This window comes from Paenibacillus sp. GM2FR, assembly GCF_002803325.1.
Taxonomy (GTDB): domain Bacteria; phylum Bacillota; class Bacilli; order Paenibacillales; family Paenibacillaceae; genus Paenibacillus_AQ; species Paenibacillus_AQ lautus.
Window position 1 is genome coordinate 4,475,596 of sequence record NZ_MKZM01000008.1, and the last position, 15,858, is coordinate 4,491,453.

General features: G+C 51.9%; 22 protein-coding genes. 2 read left to right on the forward strand and 20 right to left on the reverse strand.

From position 1 onward, the window contains the following. Positions 1-30: 30 nt before the first annotated feature. The 19 genes from PAEVO_RS33910 to PAEVO_RS20415 all read right to left on the reverse strand — a co-directional run bounded on the left by PAEVO_RS33910 (position 31) and on the right by PAEVO_RS20415 (position 13,681). Positions 31-207, reverse strand: a complete 177-nt coding sequence (locus tag PAEVO_RS33910; RefSeq protein ID WP_165789692.1) for a hypothetical protein — start codon at positions 205-207, stop codon at positions 31-33. Between the two features lie 12 nt (positions 208-219). After that, positions 220-462 (reverse strand): hypothetical protein, encoded by a 243-nt coding sequence (locus PAEVO_RS20335; protein WP_100539169.1) that lies wholly within the window; start codon positions 460-462, stop codon positions 220-222. Between the two features lie 20 nt (positions 463-482). Then, positions 483-932 (reverse strand): hypothetical protein, encoded by a 450-nt coding sequence (locus PAEVO_RS20340; protein WP_100539170.1) that lies wholly within the window; start codon positions 930-932, stop codon positions 483-485. 11 nt (positions 933-943) lie between these two features. After that, on the reverse strand, positions 944-1,921 hold the full coding sequence (locus PAEVO_RS20345; protein ID WP_100539171.1) for a Kelch repeat-containing protein: 978 nt from the start codon (positions 1,919-1,921) through the stop codon (positions 944-946). Between the two features lie 18 nt (positions 1,922-1,939). Then, positions 1,940-2,944, reverse strand: coding sequence for a hypothetical protein (locus PAEVO_RS20350; protein ID WP_100539172.1), 1,005 nt, complete (start codon positions 2,942-2,944; stop codon positions 1,940-1,942). A 3-nt stretch (positions 2,945-2,947) separates the two neighbouring features. After that, on the reverse strand, positions 2,948-3,514 hold the full coding sequence (locus PAEVO_RS20355; RefSeq protein WP_100539526.1) for a YmfQ family protein: 567 nt from the start codon (positions 3,512-3,514) through the stop codon (positions 2,948-2,950). A gap of 7 nt (positions 3,515-3,521) precedes the next feature. Then, the gene (locus PAEVO_RS20360) at positions 3,522-4,676 is read right to left on the reverse strand and encodes a baseplate J/gp47 family protein (protein WP_100539173.1); all 1,155 of its coding nucleotides are present in this window, start codon (positions 4,674-4,676) and stop codon (positions 3,522-3,524) included. Beyond that, on the reverse strand, positions 4,676-5,134 hold the full coding sequence (locus PAEVO_RS20365; RefSeq protein ID WP_100539174.1) for a DUF2634 domain-containing protein: 459 nt from the start codon (positions 5,132-5,134) through the stop codon (positions 4,676-4,678). The genes PAEVO_RS20360 and PAEVO_RS20365 overlap by 1 nt, the downstream gene beginning before the upstream one ends. Beyond that, complete coding sequence (locus PAEVO_RS20370; protein WP_100539175.1) at positions 5,127-5,516, reverse strand: hypothetical protein; 390 nt, start codon at positions 5,514-5,516, stop codon at positions 5,127-5,129. The genes PAEVO_RS20365 and PAEVO_RS20370 overlap by 8 nt, the downstream gene beginning before the upstream one ends. Further along, entirely contained in the window at positions 5,509-6,486 is a 978-nt protein-coding gene (locus PAEVO_RS20375; RefSeq protein WP_100539176.1) for an XkdQ/YqbQ family protein, read from the reverse strand. Before PAEVO_RS20375 ends, PAEVO_RS20370 begins: the two co-directional genes overlap by 8 nt. Beyond that, positions 6,483-7,127: a LysM peptidoglycan-binding domain-containing protein gene (locus PAEVO_RS20380; RefSeq protein WP_100539177.1), complete on the reverse strand. Its 645-nt coding sequence runs from the start codon at positions 7,125-7,127 to the stop codon at positions 6,483-6,485. Before PAEVO_RS20380 ends, PAEVO_RS20375 begins: the two co-directional genes overlap by 4 nt. Positions 7,128-7,193: 66 nt before the next feature. Continuing rightward, complete coding sequence (locus PAEVO_RS20385) at positions 7,194-8,966, reverse strand: hypothetical protein (RefSeq protein WP_100539178.1); 1,773 nt, start codon at positions 8,964-8,966, stop codon at positions 7,194-7,196. A gap of 17 nt (positions 8,967-8,983) precedes the next feature. Further along, a complete protein-coding gene (locus PAEVO_RS34680) occupies positions 8,984-9,118 on the reverse strand; it encodes a hypothetical protein (protein WP_279300460.1) in 135 nt (44 codons plus the stop codon). Positions 9,119-9,141: 23 nt separating this feature from the next. Next, positions 9,142-9,576, reverse strand: a complete 435-nt coding sequence (locus PAEVO_RS20390) for a phage tail assembly chaperone (RefSeq protein ID WP_009594601.1) — start codon at positions 9,574-9,576, stop codon at positions 9,142-9,144. Positions 9,577-9,706: 130 nt separating this feature from the next. After that, positions 9,707-10,114, reverse strand: a complete 408-nt coding sequence (locus tag PAEVO_RS20395; protein WP_009594594.1) for a phage tail tube protein — start codon at positions 10,112-10,114, stop codon at positions 9,707-9,709. Positions 10,115-10,207: 93 nt separating this feature from the next. Further along, on the reverse strand, positions 10,208-11,674 hold the full coding sequence (locus tag PAEVO_RS20400) for a phage tail sheath family protein (RefSeq protein ID WP_100539179.1): 1,467 nt from the start codon (positions 11,672-11,674) through the stop codon (positions 10,208-10,210). 2 nt (positions 11,675-11,676) lie between these two features. Next, entirely contained in the window at positions 11,677-11,886 is a 210-nt protein-coding gene (locus PAEVO_RS20405; RefSeq protein WP_100539180.1) for a YqzN/YkzM domain-containing protein, read from the reverse strand. Between the two features lie 10 nt (positions 11,887-11,896). Next, positions 11,897-12,736 carry a hypothetical protein gene (locus tag PAEVO_RS20410; RefSeq protein ID WP_100539181.1) on the reverse strand — a complete coding sequence of 280 codons (840 nt, stop codon included), beginning with the start codon at positions 12,734-12,736 and terminating at the stop codon, positions 11,897-11,899. Between the two features lie 468 nt (positions 12,737-13,204). Beyond that, entirely contained in the window at positions 13,205-13,681 is a 477-nt protein-coding gene (locus PAEVO_RS20415; protein ID WP_100539182.1) for an ArpU family phage packaging/lysis transcriptional regulator, read from the reverse strand. 297 nt (positions 13,682-13,978) lie between these two features. On the opposite strand from PAEVO_RS20415, the gene PAEVO_RS20420 reads away from it, so the two are divergent. Together PAEVO_RS20420 and PAEVO_RS20425 are read left to right on the forward strand one after the other, a co-directional pair. After that, positions 13,979-14,398: a helix-turn-helix domain-containing protein gene (locus PAEVO_RS20420; protein WP_100539183.1), complete on the forward strand. Its 420-nt coding sequence runs from the start codon at positions 13,979-13,981 to the stop codon at positions 14,396-14,398. A gap of 70 nt (positions 14,399-14,468) precedes the next feature. Continuing rightward, the gene (locus PAEVO_RS20425) at positions 14,469-14,894 is read left to right on the forward strand and encodes an ImmA/IrrE family metallo-endopeptidase (RefSeq protein WP_100539184.1); all 426 of its coding nucleotides are present in this window, start codon (positions 14,469-14,471) and stop codon (positions 14,892-14,894) included. Between the two features lie 196 nt (positions 14,895-15,090). On the opposite strand, the gene PAEVO_RS20430 is transcribed toward PAEVO_RS20425, so the two are convergent. Continuing rightward, positions 15,091-15,822: a hypothetical protein gene (locus PAEVO_RS20430; protein ID WP_100539185.1), complete on the reverse strand. Its 732-nt coding sequence runs from the start codon at positions 15,820-15,822 to the stop codon at positions 15,091-15,093. Positions 15,823-15,858: the final 36 nt, after the last annotated feature.

Here is a 15,858-nt window from a genome sequence, read left to right on the forward strand (position 1 = left end):
TAAGAGAAGTAAAGCGAGCGCCAATGGTTACTATTCAAAATGTTTCATCTGAATGTCAGTCTGATTAGTATTGGTTTCCTCTTGATCTCTCAGAGTAAGAAAACCATTAATAATTCTGGCTTCTTCGCTCAGTACGTACATTTGCGCGTGAATTTCCTGCAGACGCAGCTTTGCAAGCTGCCGGATATCCTGCGTGTTTTCCTCCATACCTTTTCCTCCTTAAATACCAGACCATTCATTTGCCTGGTCAGTTCCAATTAGCGATAACGTTTCCTGGTATTCATTTTCAGTAATTCTTTCAGTAGAAAGTGCACCGTCGATCTTGTCCTTTCCAAAATTAGCGGCTGCATATGCCTTAATGTCCTCGTGATAGCTATGTCCTACGGAATTGAATCTTCGAGTACCATCTTCAAAGATTGCGAATCCATAACCTCGTACCATGCGTTGTCTTGCTGTCAACAAAAAAATCACCTCCCAGATATTTAAATAATGCCTGCGGTTGCGAGTGCTTCGAGTATAAAAAGTTGGTCGTCTTGCATTGCTGCATTGCGTTGTTTTAACTCGTCAGCTATGATTTGCAATTCAGAGTTTTTCTTTTTTAGAACTTCTAGGGAATCTTCTGGTTGAACAGCGAATTTTTCAAATATAACCATATCGGTTAACTCGTCAGCGTGACGCTCAATGTATTCAAGCGCATTCTCCTCCGTGATCGGAACAATCCCCATTTCAAATGGTGCATGAGGTTGAAGAAACGTCCTGTCTCCGACCTGTAATACATAATAACGTGCGTTCTCATTTCCAGTCGGGTTATGAATAAACTGTCCATTGAACTTGTCAGTGAACTTATACACTTGATGCATAATGGTTAACCCATCGATAAACTGTTGAAGCTCCTCTTCTGTACAGATTAATTCTCTACCTTTGTATTCCATTTGGTACCTCCCTACCCCATTGTGTATTCCAACGTTTGATATGAAAACGTGCCATTATTGGCGTTCACACCTCCTGGAATGTAAGCCTTATTCCCGACAACTGCTGCTTTTGTTCCGTAGATGGACTGTCCACTTGGTGAAACATCCGGCAAAGTTACCCATGAATTTGTTACTGGATCATACACATCAAGTTGATTCCATAGTCGATATACATAAATTTTATTGTTATATGTCCATGCGCATGGCCGCTCATTTGCAAACAATGCGTTGGCCTTTTGCATCCAGGTATTGGTGCTTGGTGTAAACTGATATACGTTGTTCGTCCAACGGTTCCCAGACGTCATACCACCGATAGTGTAGAGACTATTGTTTACTACGGCAGAGGCTCCATATGCCATGGCATTGGGCATATTTGCCATCCTCGTAGAGCTATTTGTTGCTGGATTGTACTGAAAGGTATATGTGTAGAGAGCACCATCAAGACCACCTGCTGTATATCCAAATGAACCGATAGTGCCGGAGAATTGTGATTCTCCAGATACCGTTGCTTGATAATTTCTGTACGTATTCGTAGTTGGACTATAGACAACCCCTACGTAGTAATCAGCGTTGCCACCCTGCATATAAATCTCATTGTTAATAACGAAAGATGCCCCATTTACCTTTCTATAAGGCATATCCGCCATAAACGACCACGTGTTCGTTAATGGATCGTACCTCTCATTACGTTTTGATTCATATCCATCCGCAATAGCTCCAGCGAATCCACCAATTGTATAAACATAGTTTCCTACAGAATTTACATAGCCCCAGACGTGAGTTGTATTCATATTAGCCAATACTTTAAATCCTTGACCTGTCCAAACTTGTTTCCAAACACCTCCTACCCTTACCCATACTTGAGTTGCTTTCCGCCATGTTCCGCCTACACGAGTATGAACGTTGGAAACGTTCCGAAATGTGCCTCCGACGTATACACTTAGCGCCATGAAATAGCCCCCCTCTCCTTATGAGTATTGAATCCATATTTGACCGTCGAACCCACCTGATGGAGTGGCTGTTGATTTGATGACATGCGACTCCGTCATAATATCGCCGCCGCCTTTATTCCAATTTAACTTTATATCAATTAAGGCGTTATCACTTGGTCGAGTAGCTCGAAAAATAAGACCTGCCCCCCCATAAGCGTCATTAACACTATTAATAATCGCCTTATTACGCCATCCATTTAAAGGTATATTTCCAGCATTTAAGAAAACATAAGCATCTTGGGACGTCGAGACGCCCATGGCTCCGGTAGTTACTGTAAAGGATCCGTCTGTACCGAAAACTGCGCGCCGAGTTTTACCAACAACAAAAGAAAGTTCCTGGGCCGTTGCAGTCCCGATAATAAGACCCGGATTACATCCGTAGAATCCTGAATCATGAACGGCAAGGACCCCCTGCGATTGATCCGTCCGAAGCGTGAGGTTTAGGTTACCGGTTCGATAAATATCAACTACCTTGGACCATCCTTCGGTATTCCATGCCTCTGTTTGGCTCCCTATCATGATGTGTCCAGATGTATCGATTCCAAACATTCGTGTACCGGTACCGTAATTGCCGTTATAGATTCGTAAGGCAGGCTTTGTGGACACATCATCTGAAACAAGGTGGAAGTTTTTCGCTGCCATTGAATCCTGTCCGATCTGCATCCCGGCACGGCTGGTCAAAATACGATCCAGCCATACAAAAGAACCGGACGCTGTAACTCGACCGCGCACTTGATTATTCGTGATAAATCGAAAATCATGATTCGTTGGCGTACCGATCCATGGATCATTTGTATCGGAACCGAGTCGAAGAATACGTGTTCCGTCGGTTACATCTATCATTCCCGCATCTAGTACCCCTCCCTTCTTTGGCATTACTTTGCTATCGATATCTTCCGCTAGAGCGTTCAGATCTCTAACAACGTTCGCCGTCATTGTGTCGTCAATGAGCGGCAGTCCTAAAACTGCTGTTAGTGCCATATGTTACTTCAACCCCCTATTATAAATTGCCCCATATGTTTTTCCCGTTGCCGCCACGTCTCCGTATGTCAGGCCACTCGCAGCAAGTTCAACATAAGTATAGAAACGGAACGCATACGCCACCGCCAGATGCGCCGGCTTGATCTCCTCGATCGCCGCCTTCAAATCCTCCAGATTCGGCGGGATGCCGAGCGTATCCACGAATTTAACCGTGAAGCCCCATTCCTCAGGCTGAAAAGATACCTCAACCGTGCCGCCGTCATAAGCCTCCGCCACATTTTTCACGAGCGCTCCCGAAAAGGTTCCCGCACCACGCAGCTTGGACTCCAGCACTGCCCGTCGCTGCTCGATCGGCTTGTTCCGATCGGTGGGAATGCCGAGCTCCATCTCCCAGCGCTCTAAGCCCCAGGTGGCTGTGCGGACAAAAAACTGATCTGCAGCCGAGTTCAGCGCTTGGTAAAGCGCGTCCAGCTCGCTGCCCTTGGCATCCATATCGGATAACATGACGCGGGAGGTCTCATAATAGACCGGAAGATAAGAAAACAGCTCGCGACCCCGCAAGCTGTTCATTCGGGTATTATTCACTCACGCTCACCGTCCCGAGCACCGCCACCTGACCGGAGCCAATTTCGATGTTTTGCTGCTCGGTGTGGCCGTTAATCGTCAAATCCGAGTAGTCGACGATAATCGGAATATCCAGCAGTACGGCGGCAATACGCGTGTACCTTACCAAAGGATCCTTCCGGTTAAAAGCGATCTGCTGTAAATACGTGCGAACGCCGTCCTCGATCAGCTTCCGGATTTCTTCCATCGTTGAAGGCTGCTCCTGCGTACGCTGCACTTTGACGGAGATATCAATCGCCACTTCCGCGGCAGGCATCACCGTGATAACCGGACCCGCCGGGGCAACGCCTTCGCCCTGTCCATCCTGAGACGGGTCAATGTACTGCTGAACGGCATCCACGATATCCCGGCTAGCCGCACGCTTGTCCGTATCGATGAGATACAGCCCGACGGTACCGGGTCCTTTCCACAACGGTGCCACTTCCACGCCGCCAACGCCGGCAATCTCATTGGCCCACTGCATGTACTGCGCTTTGTTGCCGCTCGTTCCCTGACTTCGGACTTTGGCATAAAAACGCTCCAGAAGCGACTGATCGCTTTCGGTATCCGTCCCGCTTCGTGTATGCTCCGGGTTCGTAACCGATGTTACGCCGCTGACCGACGTCATCATGAGCTGGATGACGCCTGCGGGAACATTGCCGTTACTGCCCGGCGTGACGGCTCGGATCGGGGCCGTACCGGTACCCAAGTCACTCAGCGTCACGCCTGACGTGGTCACATACTCCACGGAGGATTCCCCGGAGCCCTCATCGGCTGGCGTAGCTACGTAGGTTCCGGCAGGCACTGTCGTCCCCGGCTTCCCCGTAAACAGAACGCTGCCGGACGAAGCGACCGCTTCCCTCCGGGTAATCCCATGTTCTGCCGTCCTCAGATCGAGTTCGGCGGAACGGATATCCGGATGATCGCTTGCTACCGTGCTCGCAAAGCCTCGACGCAGCAGCTCCTGCGCCCACAAGGCGGCCTCAGACAGCATAAACGCAACCGGCGCCTGCGCATCCCAAATAAAAGAGCCCTCCGACTTGTCGATGTCCGAAGGCACTTTGTTCAGCATTCGGTTCATAATGTTCTCTTCCGTCTGATCCAACAAATATAACGGCAAATCTGCCATCAGATCACCACGCTTTCTATAATTTCCGTCTCATCCCGGACACTCGTAATGCGGCAGCTGAAACGGCAAGCTTCTCCTTCCCATTCAAAAAGAAACTGATCCACGCTCTCCGTCCGCGCGTCCGCAAGCAGTGTCTCGGTGACCATGCGCTGAATCTCGCTCTCTTGCAGAGATTGGTCATAGCCTTTTCCGACCAGCTCCTCCAGCTCACTGCCGTAGTCGCGCGTATAGATCAAATGGCGGTATCGCGGCGTACGGATCGCTTTTTCGCACCAGATGACCCAGGCTTCCTTCTCGTCCGCAACCGGAATCTTCCGGGTCGGGGACATCACGAACTCGCCGGCTTCAAAATCATACCGCCAGCTCCGTCCAAAAACAGCCCCGTCTCCTTCCAGCACCTCCGGATCGGTCGCATCCGTCCAGATCATGTCATCGCCTTCCGGGAATAAATTAGCCACCACTGCTCACCACCTTGCATACAACAACAACGTCATTACCGCTGTTGACCCGAACGGCGAGCACGCGGTCTCCCGGTTTCAGGCCTTTTCCCAATTCCAAAAGAGTATCTTCAACTTCGTTCTCTTCGGCTTCAAACGTCATATCCTGCTGCTGGCCCCCCAAAGTCACGGTGCCCTTTGCCGTATAACGGGGCAAGGACAGCATTCCAGGCAGCTCCGCCACCATATAGTCCTGCAGCTCGTGCTTGAAATCATCGAGCTTGAGTCCCGTCGAGGTTATCGTGCCGAGCACGGCCCCTACACCGCCCATGGCTTGACGGGTTTGCTTATTCATTGAGGCATATAAGGAGGACGCCAATTGTCCATAGGGGTCTTTATTCAAGGTAAAACCTCCTTTTTACATCGTCATAACTCCCCAGCTCCAGCATCATGCTTCCGGGACTACCGAGCTCACGGCTGACGGAAATCACGAGCAGTTTCATTGAGCCCAGCATGACCGCATCTCCGGCGCGGATCGTATTGACATCAGGTGCATTCAGGGAGATGGTCTCCCGAATCCCCCTCAGTTTGCTCCGGGCCAGCTGGCGGGCAGCCGCAGGCGACTTCACTTCATCATCCTGAATAATAGCCTGGAGTTGGCCGTATTTGGCGATATCCTTCTCCTCGATGGCCATCACCTTGGAAGGAACTTCTTTTCCGGACTCGCTTGCGGCTGTCGCCAGCACTTTGACCTTGGTCGCCGCGCCCTCCAACGTCCGCGATTGCGTCGTATCCGTGATAGCCTCCAGGATGTAGACGTCTTTGTTCGTTCCCAACTCATACAGCTCAAGCCCTGAAGAGATCATCCGCGGATGATACAGCTTGCCGCCGGCTTTTGCCGTCTCCCGCAGATCAGCGAACATGCTCGCATAAATCGACTGCGTCCGGTAAACGGAACGCCCCAGCTGCTTCTCGGTATCCGGCAGTACCGCAATTTTCAGGTTCCAGTCGGCCGCGTACTTTTTGAATCGCTGGGTAGCGGTCTGCTTTGCCGGGAACAGATATTCATCCTCCGATTTGTCCAGATATACCGTCCGATCGTACAGTGTGAGGGTCATCCGCTTCACGCCGTTATTCGAGGTTTCCACTTCCCACACGACAGCCGGGTGCAGCAGAGGGACATAGTCCTTTTTACCGTATGGAATTCCGCTGATTCGGATCGCCATTCCCGGCGAGATCGGCGGCATATCCGGCGTTACGACCAGATTGACGGTTCCCTGGTAAGCGACTTGTTCAAGCGAATCCCTCAGGTTGATAGCTTCCACCAAAGGGGACAGATCGTATTGATCCTGCAAAATGACTTTGTAACTCATGACAGCACCAGCTTCTGCCCGGGCTTGATGGCGTTCGGATCTTTACCGATCGTCTTCTGATTCAGCTTGTAGATCTGGTTCCATTTCGAGCTGTCCCCGAGCTCAAGCTTGGCGATTTTGGAAAGCGAATCCCCTGACTTCACGGTGTACGTCTTATTCTTTTCCTTCATGTCGGCCCGGGGCTTTTTATTCGTTCCGGCAGCCCCGCTGCTGCCTGCTGTTTTGGCCACCTTCATGTCGCTCCATGTCCGGAGCGTGATGTCAAAATACACATCCCCGAGCTCCCCGCCCCGGAACGTGGACTGATGGGAAGCGACATACACCAGCACATTCACCGCCGTCTTGGTAATGACGAATTGCAACGGCGTTTTATATGCCAGAAACTCGTTAAGTTTATTCATCGCGGTTTGCGGTTTAATATGATCCGTCTCTTTACCTTTGCAATAAGCTGCATCATACTCTTGTGGGAAAAATGAAGAGAATGATATCTCCTTGATCCGATTCCCTTGCGGAAAATCAAACTCTCCATAGTTGAGAATCGTGGCCGTTTCCAATCCCTTTTGGCGTGAAATGGTCACCTCTTCGGGATTGACCGGGAATCGGAATGTCATGCCTTTTCCGTTCTTCAAAAGAAACTCCACCTTGGCCCCCTCCTTTCTGTATGGATGCCTTCGAACCGACTTCATGCCTGCTGTTAACCATCATCTTCAATAGGCCATCGGAGTCGGTTTCCGGTTCTGGGCCGCTTTGCTGAATTCGGCTCTCAGCCGCTGCCCGATCAGAAGAATCAATCCTTCTACATCGATCGGGTGCTCCTCATGCACCGTTACCTGCACCGCGCCAGAAGGTAGATTGTAATTCACGGTTGTCTCTGTTTTGAAATCCATCAGCAAGCCGGATATCGTGCTCATCTGTTCCGGACTGATCTGAACAGATTGCGGGGACGTTGGCTTCCCTGCAAAAGCTTGGTTTTGCGCTGCACTCGCGGGTGGACCAAAAGTACTCATGCTTGCAGCATGGCTAGGCGGCACGTACGGACCGTATGTCGGGTTCAATGCTGGATTCGGCAGCAGCGGCTTGCTGAAATCAACCGGCGCTGGTTTCGGGATGATGGGAGCCGGAAGGGCAGCTGCACTCGAAGGGGTTTCCTTCGGTTGAGCAGCTTCCTTGTCTTTTTTCCCGAAGGAAAACGTCTTGGAGAACCATTTCGACACCATCTCCTTACCTTCATTGAACTTGTCACCAATCCCGGAAATGGCGCCGCCCACCTTCTCGCCAATATAGCTTCCTACGGTGCCGCCGAGCGTTGAGCCGATCATCGTACCTGCAACCGGGATCACGGATCCGACGATGCCGCCGATCGTGCTTCCGATGCCGCCGCCGACGGTAGATCCTATCGCTTGGTTTCGTTCCTTCCCAGGCTTTGCGGTAGCGATTGCGGTCGCATCGGCTATATAACTTAATGGGCCAAGGGCGCGTTTGCCAAGCCCTTTCATCAAGCCGGAGCCTAGGCCGCTTTTGCCGGCATTTTTTACTGCACTAGCTCCTTTACCGCCATCTGCTGCCTGTTTTATTGCATCTGACCCTGCAGCGGTCTTGGCAGCGCTTGCCGCACCTCCGGAAACGATGCCGCTGCCTCCGCCGCCTCCAAACATTCCTTTCGTCATACCCACGGCATCCTTGAGTAATGTCACAGCTCCCTTTCCTGTGTTGCCTGCAGTTTCTATGAAATCTCCCAGTGTTTCAGCTTTGTTAAAACGCTTACCCCATTTGGTTAGTGGCTTATCCCCTTGGCTATTCGGGGTCGGGGCAGCCTGGCTTTGATTGGAATTGGATCCACGGCCGCCCCCCCTTCTAACCCCATTGGGCCTAGGTGCCGTCCTAGGGGCTGGTGTAGGAGCTGGTGTATCTTTACTCCATGCTTCGCGCATCTTTTTTCCTTTACCATATAGTTGGCCACCATTTTTCATAGTGGAACCCACGGTGATAACACCGCCTAATATGCCTAGAGCCGTATCCCATCCAGATTTTTTACCGCTCCCACCGCCTCCAAGCTGAAGCGATCCAAGCGCATCCGTAAGCTTATCCACAGCAGTCGTATTCGCCGTCAACGCATCGGTCAACGGAGAAAAATCCAGCCCTGCCGCCCGTAAATCCACCTGAACGCTCGCCTCGATCTGCTTCTGCACGCTCAGGTTTAGATTCGTATCAACCTGCTTCTGCACATTCAGCTTCACATTCGCCGAGGCTTGGATGACTTGCGACTTCACCCGCTGCATTTTGGCCAGCAGGTTGTCCAGCCCCTTCGAGGCGCTGTCCTTCAGCACGATTTCTGGCGCCATGCGGGTACGTCCGATTCGCATGACGCGTCCCTGGATCCGCTCAAAATAACGCTCCATCGCCCGCAGCTCGCGGTTGGCCTTGATCACGTTTTTCGGATCGATGACCAGATTCATGCGATAGTTCATGGCTTCAGCCATTTCGTTTCACCTCCTGTTCACTTCACACTCTGACCGGCCATGCCCTCGATCTCCTCCTGGGAGAAAGCAAGCAGCAGCAGGCGCTCGCCTCGCGGGAGCCGCCAAAAATCTCCGGGACGAAGGTGATGCCGGACCCACAGATGATACAGCATCGTCGTCATTCCCCCGGAGCCGATCAGTTTTTTAGGTCAGCAATCTCGACCCCGAAGCCGGACAGCTCCAGCACTTTATCGCCTACGGCATCCAGTTCTCCGGCCAGCAGCATGCGGCGGACCGCCTGCTCTCCCCCCGACAGCTTCAAGCGGCTCGTAATCCGGGGATCGCCCCAGCCGCTGAGCGTCAAGCCCTTCACCGACAGACTGCTCGTCGCTTCGGAGATGAGCAGCGCATTAAAGGTTTCGGTATCCACCTTCTCGTCCACCGCGCCCTTCACCGTACGGCGAACCGTGCAGCGCTCGCGGATGCTGTCCACCTTGCTTGAAGTCAAGCCCTGCAGCACCATCTGCATATCCAAGCGCTTAATGCGTACCGTTTCCTCCGGCAGCTTCTCTGCCGCTTCAAACAGACTGTCCAAAATTTGCTCTTCGCTCATGTTCTCGTGCAAGCTCATACGTATATCTCCTTTACTCATAAAATAGTAGCCCTAAACTTAGCGGGCGACGTTCGCCCGAACCAGACACGCCATGCCGGGCGAACCCCCACTTTTTGACTCGCTCAAGACGTGCTTAAGCAAACAGCCCTTAATCCCCCTGAATCGGATCCAACAGCTCGTACCCCTCAAAGGTAAACGAGGTTTCCTCCTGCACTTCCTCGCCGGCCGTCCAGTTGGCCAGCTGGATTTTGTCCGGCATGCAGCGGATCAGGCGAACGCGCTCATGGCCATAAGACTCGGGATCATCCAGCTTGGAGATGATATCGAATTTGGTGAAGCCGCGGGAAATCATATCGGAAGTGACCTTGTAACCGCTCATCGTGCCGGTTCCTTTTTTGCTGCCGTTTTTGTGTACCGTCCAGTCGTTGCCGACCAGCTTCAGCTCGCGCTTCTCCAATTCCACGCTGGCTTCCAGCTTGTTAATATGCGTCTGCCAAACCCCGTCAATATACGCCTGGCCGTATGTCCCCATAATGACTCTTGAAGCATCCAACATGTTAAGTTCCTCCTCGATTTCGTTAAGTTTATTCTTAAAAAAGCCCTCTCCGGGCAGTCCGTCTCATCTTAAATATGCTGATCGACGTACTCGTTATTGCACGTAAAATGTACCGAACAGCTGCTCCATCACATCGGTCAGCTTCACATTCCACTGCAGGAAGACCTGATCCGGCTCCGGCGTGTTCACGGCGGAATCGCCATAGTACGCCGGATCGAGAATGACGTCATAGCCATCCGGCTCGATGACATTGCTCAGCGACAACGAAGCGAGGTATTCCTTCACGGCGCCGATCAGTGCCAGACGACCTTCCTCCGTATTGTTCACCTTGCCGATGTAGGTCTGTTCTGCGGCCAGCTGCAAATCCCCATGAATCGCATCCATCACGCGGATGGAACGGATTTTTTTCCAGGCATTGTTTTGGCCTTCCGCCGGATTCACCAGCGTGTTGATGCCGCGCAGCGCCTTCACCTGGCGTCCGTCATAGAACAGGACGAACACGCCGTTGCGTACGGCTTGTTCCTGCTCGGAGCGCGTCCAGCGGCGTGTCACGTCCTCGAATGGCGTTACCGCATATGTAGCGGATTGGTTCAAGCGCTGACCGGCAATCAGCCCGGCCACATAAGCAGCCGTCTGGGCAGAACTGTAGTTCACGCCGGACAGACGCACCCCCGTGCCTACATTGATAATCCCCTCATGGTTCAATGCAAGCGAGCGGGCTGCCGCCAGTTTGGCTGCATCCTTGGAGGTATCGTCCGCTGCGCTTCCGCCGAATACGGCCATCACGCCGCGTCCTTCTTGACGGAGACGTTTCACCCACGCCGCAAAGCTCTGCAGCAGAGCCATATCCGCAGCATAATCCAGGGCAAGCACATTGAATTCCTGGCCTTCGACCGCATCCTGCATCTCGATATAATCTGCATTCGTCAGGCCGCCGTTGCCGCTTTTGCCCCCGGACAACACGGCTCCGTTCACATCAGCGGGAATGCCGTCTCCTTCCAATGCGGTAGCCGTTACCCAGAGGTTCTCATCGTCTTCATTGATCTGCGTTGCAATCGACGCTGCTGTCCCGTCCAAGCTTGTATAAGTGCCAAGCAGCTTGGCTCCTTCATAGAGACGAAGCTCACGTGCCCCTGAATTAATCAGCGACGGCTGCACGGTTACGGAGAAGCCGTTGCCCCGGCTGCCCGGATATTTGGCCTGCAGCTTCAACACGTCGGAAGGTGTGGCTTCCGCATTTTGCAGCGTAACGTTAGCCGCTGCCGCCGTATTGTCCGCCAAACGATAAGCCAGCAGCTTCTTTGGACCCCCAAGCAAGGCCAAATAGAGCGTTTCATAAGCCGTAGCCCCATCTTGGCTGTCCGCAGAATACATTTCGGAAATCGCGAACTCGCTGCCGATCTCCACGAACTCGTGCACCGGTCCCCAATTGGCTTTAACCGGCACGACAACCGTACCGCGGGATCCGCCTTGAATAGCCGACGCGGCGGCTGCCTTGAAATTCATATACAAACCCGGAAGTACCGGTTTATTTGTGCTTTCCCATGTTCCACCTGCCATGTTTAGTCCACCTTCGCTTTCATAAATTGTTGGATTCTTTCTTTGACTTCGGTTACCGTGAACAGCTCTCCGTCTGCCCCATACATGGCACCTGCGAGCACTTCCGCCCGAACCTCGAACAGTTCCTTGGCGTGTGTTTCGAGTTCATCTAGCGCATATCGCGGAGCGCTGATACTGCGAGCTTCAGTCTTGAGTGTTTTTTTCACAGCCATTGTCACCACCTCACTTTAAAATTGGATGAACGTTAACGCGCCTGATCAAAGCGGCTTCCTCCGGTGAACGCATCTTCCGCTGCGCCAGGGTCAGCTTCAGCTGCCCGTCCAGAATGGGATCGGCCTGCATATCGGAGGTAATCTCCGCAACGGATACATAGCGGCGATCCTGTGAATCCAGCTTCAGCTGGACCTGGGCACCGAGCTCCTCCACCAGCCTTGCAGCTGTCAGCTGCTCTTCCGCGGAATCAAGAGATGCAATATGCCCGGTAAAGGTTTTGCGAACCTCGAACATCGAGGCTCCCGCCATCTTGGTCTCGCAGCCCGTCATCCGCCATAGTACGGCGTGACCTTCCCGTCCCGCCGGCCATGCCGTATGATAGGTGCGCCAAGGATCGCCCAGCACATCTCCTGTCCAGGCTGTCAGCGTATGCAGCCACTCGTCGGGTTGTCCGGTGGAACCAGCCCCGGATGCCTGCGGCATATAGACGCCGAATCGCATGATCCGGATCATTTTGCCTGAATCAGAATCGAACTTGTCGGCTTCCGGCACACCCAAATAATGCAGCTTGAATGCTTTTCCATCGGCTCCGATAACCCGCTTGCGATGAAGTCCCGGGATAAGAAGTTCCGCCCAGCGATCCAACTGAAGCAATTCGGAACGATCCGCATACAGCTTCAATCGCACCACCTGCCGGTACCCTGCCCATGAGGATTTCCAAACGTCCTCTCCCAGCGTCATGACGCCATAAAAAGGCTCGCTTACCCCATCCGGCGGATATACGTCATATATTTGGCCTTCAAGCTCCGGAACGATATCTAGAACGGCCTGCTTGACCGCCCCTCTCATTCCGCAGATGGCCGAGTGACTTCCGGTCGGTGATGGGATAGCCAGCTTCTTACGACGGTCGCATGCTTGTGCAACACGGCCCCCTCCTTTCTTTTCATATAGGGATCGGAAATGAAGAAATCAAAGCCTAAAGCCGCAGCAAAAAACCGGTCCTTCTTAAGGCCGGCTCACATCTACACGGTGTGTGTTCGGTATGCTCTGTTTAACTTCATTTCCGATAATACAATCTTACACCCCTAAATCGGATGCGCTGACGTCTTATGGGACGGATAATGCGGAACTTTAAGTGGAATGTCGGCGGAAAATAGTACGAACTTATGTTCGTATTGTTTGATTATATACCAGTTCTCTTGGGTCTCTTCCTCAACAACGTTGCCCTCCATTTGAAACAAAAAAACCGGAGCGCCTCCATTCTGAGGTCCTCCGGTTTTGGCTCGATTTGATGATCCATGCTCGCTCGGCGCTTATTCAGCTCATTTTGCTCTTTGCGGCTTTCTCCAACTCCTGCAGCTTCAACAGCCCCCTGTCTGCTAGAGCCAGTGCCAGTTTGTAGAAGGCCCGCGTACGGATTTTGGTATACGTATCCTTGCTGACCGGCGGCTCAAGGATATGGTTGTACACTTTGTAATCGAATACGTCGTCCTGCTTCATATACCGTTCCCGAATCAGCGTCTGCTCCCGCTCGCCAAGCCGTTCTACGATTGACTCGATCGTCTCGCAATACTGCTTCCTGGCCGCAGGCATATCTACATTATATATAGCAACCGCTGCTGTTTGGTCCGAGGTGACGTTGGTCGGTCCGTGGAATCGTTCCGCGTAGGATGCGGTCACGCTCGTCTCCCTGACTTCGAATGTAATGGTTTTATAGATACGATATTTCTCGAATATCGCTTCAACAGCACTTTGGGTCTTTCTGCGATCCAATTCCGGTAAAAATGGATTCATTAGGAAACACTCCCCTTTGGATTGTCATTGTCGAGGTTTGATTTGCCATTTGGCAGAAGGTTGTCTCATCTCACATGTTCGTATTTTGTTCGTATTTTTCATTAATATACCACTATTTGGAGACCGGCGTAAACCTTCAAAAGAGCGAACTATTCACGGGAATATGAGTCATACCTTTCATATTCTTGCCTTTTGGCAATGATGCTCTCTTTTATTTTACCTGTTGGCAAAGGAAGGGGATGTGTTTATACTATAAGTAGATGTTTCAGATGGACTATGGTGAGGAGTGGCCGGAACGTGGAACGCATATTTGGATCATACTTGAAAGAGATGAGGGAGAACAAAGGCTGGAGCATCAATCAGCTGGCCCAAGCCGCCGACATCAGCGGATCGCAAATCTCCCGAATCGAGAATGGGCTGCGGGGCATACCCAAGCCGCAAACGCTTCGTAAAATGGCGGAGGCACTCGAAATACCCTATGAGGAGCTGATGAATAAAGCAGGTTATCTGCAGCAGGATGCTGCCAAGCACGAAGATATCTCGGCTCCCGCTTGGGCAACCTCCAGGGATAAACGGGATTTCAAGAAAATGCTTGAGGATGACGGTGAGCTCATGTTTGATGGCGTCCCTCTGAACGAGGAGGACAAGCAGCGCATCAAGGACGTCCTGACCGGACTGTTCTGGGAAGCCAAGCAGATGAACAAGCGCAAGAAATAAATCTACGTGATAAGGAGATACATAAAGATTACAACGATTCAACCAAAACCAATATTGCAGGTGAACCGGCATGGATGATTTTTTACAACCCTTAATCCGTCAGCTGATCAAAAAACATCATACCAGCTGCCCTTTTGAAATTGCGACATCCTTGGGCATACATATTCGATTTGCAGATTTAGGCCAAACGACCAAAGGGCTGTATTTCCGTAAACTAAGGCGGAGATTCATCGTCATCCACAATCAGCTGCCACCGCCATGGCAGCGCTTCGTATGCGCGCATGAGCTCGGGCATGACCGTCTCCATAAGGGAATCAGCCGCTTTTTTCTGGAGGAGCACTCCTATTTCAGTCCGGGCAAGCTGGAGCGGCAAGCGAACCGCTTTGCCATTGCCCTATTGACGGCGGATCTGGCTCCCGGACCGGGTGAGTCCTTACATGAGTTCTATCTACGAGCTGGCATTCCACAAGAAATGCTATATTTTTTTAGATTTTAAGCGAACGTATGTTCCCGATTTACAGTGGAAGATTCCCGCATTATTAATTCCCTCTTACGACCAAAAAGAACAACCCGCTCCTGACATGACATCAAAAGCGGGTTGTTGTTGAAGCCTCTTATGGAGAATAGTTCATATAAGTGGTTAACTGCAGGGACGGATGGAATGTTCTTTAGTTCGGTCCGCCATACTCCGTTCAAAGCGGTTCAAAGATGGCTACCTGTCGTTTGCCCACCTTCATATGATGAATCCTTTGAAACCGGTCATGCTTTAATTTTTGCCCTTTGTCGGATATGACCGCAACCACGGATCGGCCAGGATCCAGGATGGAATGAATGCCGTTAAAGAAATCCTTCACCGGCTCATCGCTTCCGCCGCCCCAGCTAACCAGGTCACCATAAGGGAGATCGGTCATGACGATATGGGTTCCCTTGCAGGAGGCCAAGTTTTCCTCCGGTTGGGTGATATCAGCTTGAAAACAAGCCGTCTCTTCCACACGCGAGGACCTTAACAGCTCCCTCAATCGGCCAGCGCTTTGCAGCGCATCCTGGTGAGACGGCTTCTGATACAACGCCAATAGTTCTTTCAGCTGTTCGGTGCGTTGTTCCAGCCCCTCTTCGCGGAGCAGCGACAGGTTTTTCTCGGCTATTCCGAGCACCTCTGCGTTAATGTCGGAACCGATGACGCGATGAATGCGCTGCCCGTGCAGCAGGCCCACCACCGTCAACAGATACGCCCCGCCGCAGCAGGGATCGAACAAGGTATAAGGCCCCTGTACCCCTTTTTTCTCCAATAGTTGAAAGCACCGCTGCGCAATCTCACTGGCTAGTCTAACAGGAAACGAAGTCGTTCCCTGCGCATTATACAGAACCCGGCCGCTGGCGAAATCCTCGTAGCTGCGCTGGGCTGACTCATAGATATATTCCATTCGAATGATTCCTTCCATCCGGCTAAAGCCTGAGTT